Source organism: Candidatus Izemoplasma sp. (assembly GCF_982632705.1).
In genome coordinates, this window is record NZ_CEXEES010000073.1 from 1 (window position 1) to 6,888 (window position 6,888).

General features: G+C 31.5%; 5 protein-coding genes and 1 tRNA gene. 4 read left to right on the forward strand and 2 right to left on the reverse strand.

Translation table 11 applies throughout. From position 1 onward, the window contains the following. The first annotated feature begins 152 nt into the window (after positions 1–152). The 4 genes from AC2LE6_RS08085 to AC2LE6_RS08100 all read left to right on the forward strand — a co-directional run bounded on the left by AC2LE6_RS08085 (position 153) and on the right by AC2LE6_RS08100 (position 2,659). Positions 153–833 (forward strand): DUF1361 domain-containing protein, encoded by a 681-nt coding sequence (locus AC2LE6_RS08085; protein ID WP_484478750.1) that lies wholly within the window; start codon positions 153–155, stop codon positions 831–833. Positions 834–1,056: 223 nt separating this feature from the next. Further along, on the forward strand, positions 1,057–1,461 hold the full coding sequence (locus AC2LE6_RS08090) for an arsenate reductase ArsC (protein WP_484478751.1): 405 nt from the start codon (positions 1,057–1,059) through the stop codon (positions 1,459–1,461). Further along, positions 1,461–2,498: an ACR3 family arsenite efflux transporter gene (arsB, locus tag AC2LE6_RS08095; protein WP_484478752.1), complete on the forward strand. Its 1,038-nt coding sequence runs from the start codon at positions 1,461–1,463 to the stop codon at positions 2,496–2,498. Before AC2LE6_RS08090 ends, arsB begins: the two co-directional genes overlap by 1 nt. An 84-nt stretch (positions 2,499–2,582) precedes the next feature. Next, positions 2,583–2,659, forward strand: a tRNA-Glu gene (locus AC2LE6_RS08100). Positions 2,660–2,737: 78 nt separating this feature from the next. Here AC2LE6_RS08100 and AC2LE6_RS08105 read toward each other — a convergent pair. Both AC2LE6_RS08105 and AC2LE6_RS08110 read right to left on the reverse strand, forming a co-directional pair. Then, positions 2,738–4,567, reverse strand: coding sequence for a glycerophosphodiester phosphodiesterase family protein (locus tag AC2LE6_RS08105; RefSeq protein WP_484478753.1), 1,830 nt, complete (start codon positions 4,565–4,567; stop codon positions 2,738–2,740). Between the two features lie 379 nt (positions 4,568–4,946). Continuing rightward, positions 4,947–6,638, reverse strand: a complete 1,692-nt coding sequence (locus tag AC2LE6_RS08110) for a M3 family oligoendopeptidase (protein WP_484478754.1) — start codon at positions 6,636–6,638, stop codon at positions 4,947–4,949. Between the last annotated feature and the right edge of the window lie 250 nt (positions 6,639–6,888).

Consider the following 6,888-nt stretch of genomic DNA (forward strand, 5'->3'; position numbering starts at 1 on the left):
AGTACTCAAGTGGCTGAAGAGGTGCCCCTGCTAAGGGTATAGGTCGTTTACGCGGCGCGAGAGTTCAAATCTCTCCTGCTCCGCCATTTAAAAAGCAGACGGACTTTGGTCCGTTTTTGTTTTATGTTATAATACGTTAGGGAGTTGATAATATGAGTGAATCAAAGCTTGTTGAATCGTTTGCATTCATAATTGGATTTATGTTTATATCGATTATACTATTTATGTTAGATGGTTATGTACTAAGTGTTTGGTTAGGTATAAACGTTGTTTTAGCAATGGTACCTTTTATTCTAATTTCTATTGCATATAGGAGATTTGTTAAGAAAGAGTATACGTTTGATTGGATTATTATTATGTTACTTATTGTATTTGTGTTTTTCTTACCAAATACGTTTTATATATTAACAGACATGATACATATTAATTCAGATGATTTCTATAAGTTGATTGAGTATGGAAATGCTGAGTATAGAGACTATATTGAACCATACATTTTGAATTTCCATATATTCATTAGTGCTGTTATTGGTGTGTTTTTAGGAGTTAAATCGTTATTAATTTGGGATAAAATGATTATAACAAAAATAGAAGACAGATATACAAGAGGAGTTATCCTTGTTGCATTGTTGATTTTATCTTCTATAGGAATATATATCGGCAGATTCTTACGTTTCTTTAGCTGGGAAGTATTAAACCCACTAAAAGTTATTCCTGAGGTTTTAGGAAGTATTGATTTGTTTATGTTTACCTTTGTAGTATTGTTTACCATAACACAGTATCTACTGTATTATGGGTATCGATTAGTATTTGAGAAAGAGCCGTTTAAATAGGCTCTTTTATTTTTTTATGTTCTTTTGGTATAAACTACCATTTTATCAGTAATAAACCAATATAGGACAATACAACATCTTTATAGAGAGTTATATAATGTGATGAAACTAATTGAGTGGGTGATACTGAGTGTTTTGTAAAGATTGTGTAAATACTTAGTGTTTGAGTTTACAATTGTGTGATAGATGATAAAATACAGTTAATTAAACTAGGAGGTATATTATGGCTAAAAAAGTAGTAGCATTTGTTTGTATTCATAATAGTTGTCGAAGTCAAATGGCAGAAGGGTTTGCTAAAAAATTAGGGAATGATGTATTAGAAGTATATAGCGCTGGGACTGAGGACTATCCTGGACCTAAACCAATGGCAATAGAAGTGATGGAAGATGTTGGGATTGATATGTCAGCACATACGTCTAAACTATTAAGTGATATACCAGAGAAATTAGATATTTTAGTAACTATGGGATGTGGAGTTGAATGTCCATATGTACCAACAAAACATCGTGAAGATTGGGGACTTGATGATCCTAGTGGTGGACCAAAACAAGGTTTTGAGGAAACAAGAGACTTAATCAAGGGTAAAGTTATTGATTTAATTGCTAGAGTGAAACGAGGAGAACTATAATGGAAGAAACAAGAAAGATATCTTTTTTTGATAAATACTTAACTTTATGGGTAATCCTATGTATGGTTATAGGTGTTGGTATTGGAGAATTATTACCAGCTATTCCTAGTTTCTTATCTAAATTTGAGTATAAGAACGTTTCAATACCAATCGCAATATTAATATGGATTATGATTTACCCGATGATGATGAAGGTAGATTTTAAGAGCGTTATCAAAGTGAAAGAAAATCCGAAAGGACTTTATCTTACATGGGTTGTAAATTGGTTGATCAAACCATTTACCATGTACGCTATCGCTTCTTTATTCTTCTTTGTAATATTTAAAGTATGGATTCCATCAGACTTAGCTGAACAATACTTAGTTGGAGCTGTATTACTTGGAGCTGCGCCCTGTACTGCGATGGTATTTGTATGGAGTCACTTAACAAAAGGAGATCCTGCGTATACAGTTGTTCAAGTTGCTACAAATGATATTCTAATACTATTTCTGTTTGTACCTATCGTAAAAATTCTAATAAACTTAACATCTATCTCTGTACCATGGGGAACACTATTCTTTAGTGTTGTGATGTTTGTTGTTATACCATTAGCTTTAGGAGTGATTACAAGGACTCAAGTTATAAGAAGGAAAGGTATAGATTTCTTTAATAATAGATTTATCTCAAAATTTAATAATGTTACAGTTGTTGGGTTATTATTAACATTAGTGATTATATTTTCATTCCAAGGAAATATCATACTAAATAATCCTCTTCATATACTTCTAATTGGGATACCACTTACAATTCAAACTTTCTTAATATTCTTTATAGCATATGGAATTGCACGAGTACTGAAAATATCTCACGATGTAGCAGCTCCAGCTGGAATGATAGGAGCTTCTAACTTCTTTGAACTAGCCGTCGCAGTAGCGATTGCAATATTTGGTTCTTCCTCACCTGTGGCACTTGTAACAATCGTAGGAGTATTGGTTGAAGTACCTATTATGTTGACGTTAGTAAAAATAGCAAATAAGACAAGAAATAGATTTTCATAAATTAAAGGTAGTTTATTCTACCTTTTTATTTTGTCTTATTGACATACAACCATTATTTATATATAATTAAATCGCCTAACAATAGGCCCGTTGGAGAAGCGGCTTAACTCACATGCCTTTCACGCATGCATTCACGGGTTCGAATCCCGTACGGGTCACCATTTAATTTCTTATTAAGGAATAAAACATCTAATTATAAAAAGTAGACAAACTTATGTATAAGTGTCTACTTTTTTATTTTATATTGCAAATAAGGTTTCAAGAAGTTTAACAAATAATGATTTAGTTTTGTTTCCGTAGATTACTTCACGAGTGTATAGTGGTAAATCAGTAATGATTCCATCGACTCCAAGATTATTCATTTCGATTATTGCCGTTTCATCATTTATTGTCCAAACATAAACACCTTTTCCACTCTCTTGTAGAGATTGGATGTATTCAACATTATCACTAAATGCATCATATTTAAAACCATAGTTATCAATATAATCTTTGTCACCAAGAATATCTATGTCTCCAATAAAGGAACTTAGTAGTTGTAAGGTTATAACATTCTCATTTTTGGATTTTATATCTCTCAAAAAAGCTTCATCGAAAGATATAATCATAATTTCACCTTTAAAATTAACTTCTTTAATTATCGCTAAAATGACTTCACTTGTATCAGGGTATACCTCTTTAAGCTCTATCAGTACATTTGATTTTTTACTGATAAGACTTAAGACATCATATAATGTTGGAATAGTTTGGTTTGCAAACTCTTCACCAAACCAACTTCCAGCATCATATTGCTGAAGTTCTTCGAGGGTTAAATCCTTAACAAATTGATCTGAAGTATCATCTGTAGTTCTACCAAGTGTAGCATCGTGTATTACAACAGGTATACCATCTTTGGTGAACCTCACATCTATTTCAATGGCATCTGAACCTAACTCAATACCCTTTTCAATGGCAATCAATGTGTTTTCTGGTCCATAAAACCCACCACCACGATGTGCAATAACGTAGGGTGTATTAAATAATTGAAACTGAGATTGGTTGCTATTTACACTAGAAATCGCAAAAACTCCAATAACAACAAAAACAATCGACATAACCGAAAGGATACGGTAAAAGAGTTTATTATTGGAATGCATCAATTGTACAAAAGGTGTAGGTCTATCTTCTACCTTAAGAGATTCATAGGGTTTGTTTTTATAATACCTCACATTTATCCAGGCGAAGTTCACAGGGATCAATACAATAGTGGCAAGAAACCCTATTACAGTAAAAGTAGAATATAAGGATGTTAATATATACGGATATACGAATGATCCCTCTTGGAATAAGTAAATTGATATTGCAAGTAGAAGAATAATTATTACGTATAGTGTATAAAATACAATATTAATTATTGAGTTAAGTATCAGGAATTCAATAATGATAGCAAATCTGCTTTTTTTAAGTAGAGTCCTTGAGTGAGTAAAAACCCCCTTTATAGAAACACTTTCTGTAGAGCATTGAATCTCAACAAACATTGATTCTACGAAAAGTAAAATCAATATAAGTACAAATATATATAGTGTAGGATAAAATGCCATGTGTTCTTTCATTTCATCAATGATGGCATTTGGTAAAGAGATTGTACTAGCTATACCTACTAAGTGCAATAATTCAACTAGAAAGAAGAAGACAAGTGATGATAAGATGATAATAAAATTGAATTTAATGATTGCTCTTCTGAATTTCGTTATTGATTGAGCGAGTAATGGTTGAATAGTAATCTTGTTATTATAGTTGTTATTCCTAAATAAAATGGATAACACTACAACTTCATAGGCAACATAAAGTCCGAAGATAATAAAAAGTAATAAGCCTAATAATATTGTGCTTGGACTAGTTATGTATTCATAAAACTCACTGTTTGCTATGTATTCTTTTCCAGTAAGCTTCACTGAATAGTAGAATAATCTGTATGCTATAGGGTAGATTACAGCCAAACCAAATAATCTATATATCATTTCAAACACAATTAAAGTTTTCCAATTAAACTTGATTAATCGAAATGATCTTATTATATTATTTAACATATTGGGCACCACCCTTCTTTAGTTAAATTATATCATACTTAGTTGATAATGGATTTAATTGGTTATTTAACGAAAGTATCTATTCAATTCATATTATTGTTTCAAGAAGGTATTGAATTCTTTAAACATTCATTTGGTTTTCACAAATTCTACATAAGTAATTGATATAATTAAATTAAGAATAAGAACGGGGGACATCATATGAAAGAAAAAGTCAGAGAAAACTCACATTTGCTTTGGGTAACAACAGTACTAGTTGTTAATTTAGTTTTTCTATGGGGTTCAATCGTATTCTAAAAGAATCTCTTACTATTTAAAAAACTCTCTATATAAAAATTTTTAACGAATGAAAAAGACACTCAATGAGTGTCTTTTTTGTTTATAGTTTTGTATCGTCTATTGAGTTTAAGAATGCTTTTAATGGTTCTAAAGTTTTAGATACAGTACCACTATTAAAGGGATTTTCAAGATTTGCGGATTTTAGTAAATCTACAAAGCCTTTTGAACCACCTAGTTTACATAGCGCTAAGTAATGAGCAAATGCTTCTTTTGAGTTGTCTTGCGCTTTAATCCAGTACTGGAATGCGACTACTTGTGCTAATGTATAATCAATATAATAGAATGGAACACTAAAGATGTGTCCCTGACGGAACCAAAATGTTCCTTTTTCTAAGAATGAATCATCATCATAATCCTTAAACGGTAAGTATTTTTGTTCTACTTTACGCCATAATTCTTTTCTTTCTTCTTTTGAAAGGTTTGGATTTTCATAAATACCATGTTGGAACTCATCAACTGCCACACCATATGGTAAGAAGCTAATCGCACCTGCTAAATGATTAAATTTGTATTTTTCAGTATCATCTTCAAAGAATTTATCTATCCAAGGCCATGCTAGGAATTCCATACTCATTGAATGTACTTCTGCTCCTTCGTATCCAGGCCATCTGTAATCTGGGATTAACTTTTGTGACTGGTATACTTGGAAAGCATGTCCTGCTTCATGAGTTAATACATCTACATCACCAGCTGTACCATTGAAGTTAGCAAATATATAAGGGCTATCATATTCAGGAATAAATGTACAGTATCCTCCACCTTGTTTACCAGGTTTAGAATCCAATTCCAATAAATCATGATCCATCATGAAGTTAATGAATTCACCTGTTTCTGGTGACATGTCTTCATACATATCTTTCGCATGGTTTAATTGCCATGTGCTATCTCCTTTTGGAGTAGGATTCCCTGACAAGAATGAAAGAGCTAAATCGTATGATTTAAGATCTTCAATATTTAGTCGTTTACCTTTTCTTTTAACAAGTTCAGAAACATAAGGGACTACTGTTTCAAAGATTTGATCTCTATATAGTTTTACTTCTTTTGCTGCGTAATCAGTTCTACCTAAACGGTCGTACGCTAATTGTACAAAGTTTTCATAACCTAGTTTCTTAGCTATACTAGTTCTTAATGTTACCATTTCATCATAGATTCGATCTATTTCAGTTTCACTTGATTCGAACCAACCTGAAACCGCTAATTGTGCACTATGACGTACGTCTCTTTTTACATCTTGAGTAAAAGGTCTCATTTGGCTTAAGTTGTAAGTTCCACCTTGAAATTCAATCTTAGCACTAGCCATTAGTTTTCCATACTCAGTGTTTAATTTGTTTTCTTCTTGAAGTTCAGGAATGATTTCTGTGCTAAACGTTTTTTTAGCAACTTCATATTTAACAAAGATATATGTTCCAAACTCTTTTACAAGTGCATCTCTATTAGCACTATCTAATAAGCAGTTAATAAATTTTTGGTTTTGTTCTTGAATGTGAGGTCCATTCTCATCAAAAAAGTTTTGTTCGTCTTCGTAAAATTTATCTGTGGTATCAACGCTGTTACGAATACCTACTAATTGTTGCATAGAATCAATATCATCTAAAATATCAAATACTCTATAAATAGCTTTGATCTCTACATCAGCATCTTTACCAGTAGCTATTAGTGATAATTGTTCTCCCATGTCTGATTTGAATTTTTCTAAATCAGGGCGAATATATTTATATTCATCAAATTTCATAATTGTCCTCCTTGAAATATACTTTCTATTAACATTATACTTTATTTGGATTTCTTTATAAATGAATATAGATAAATTTATTGTCATATTTCCCTCTTGTTTCACATGAAACATTAGTATTAACTATTTATGATTAATAAATAGCAAATAGTATTTACAAACTATGTTTAATTTGGTATTATATTGATAGACTTTTGGAGGATTAGCTCAGTTGGGAGAGCACTTGCCTTACAAGCAAGGGGTCACTGGT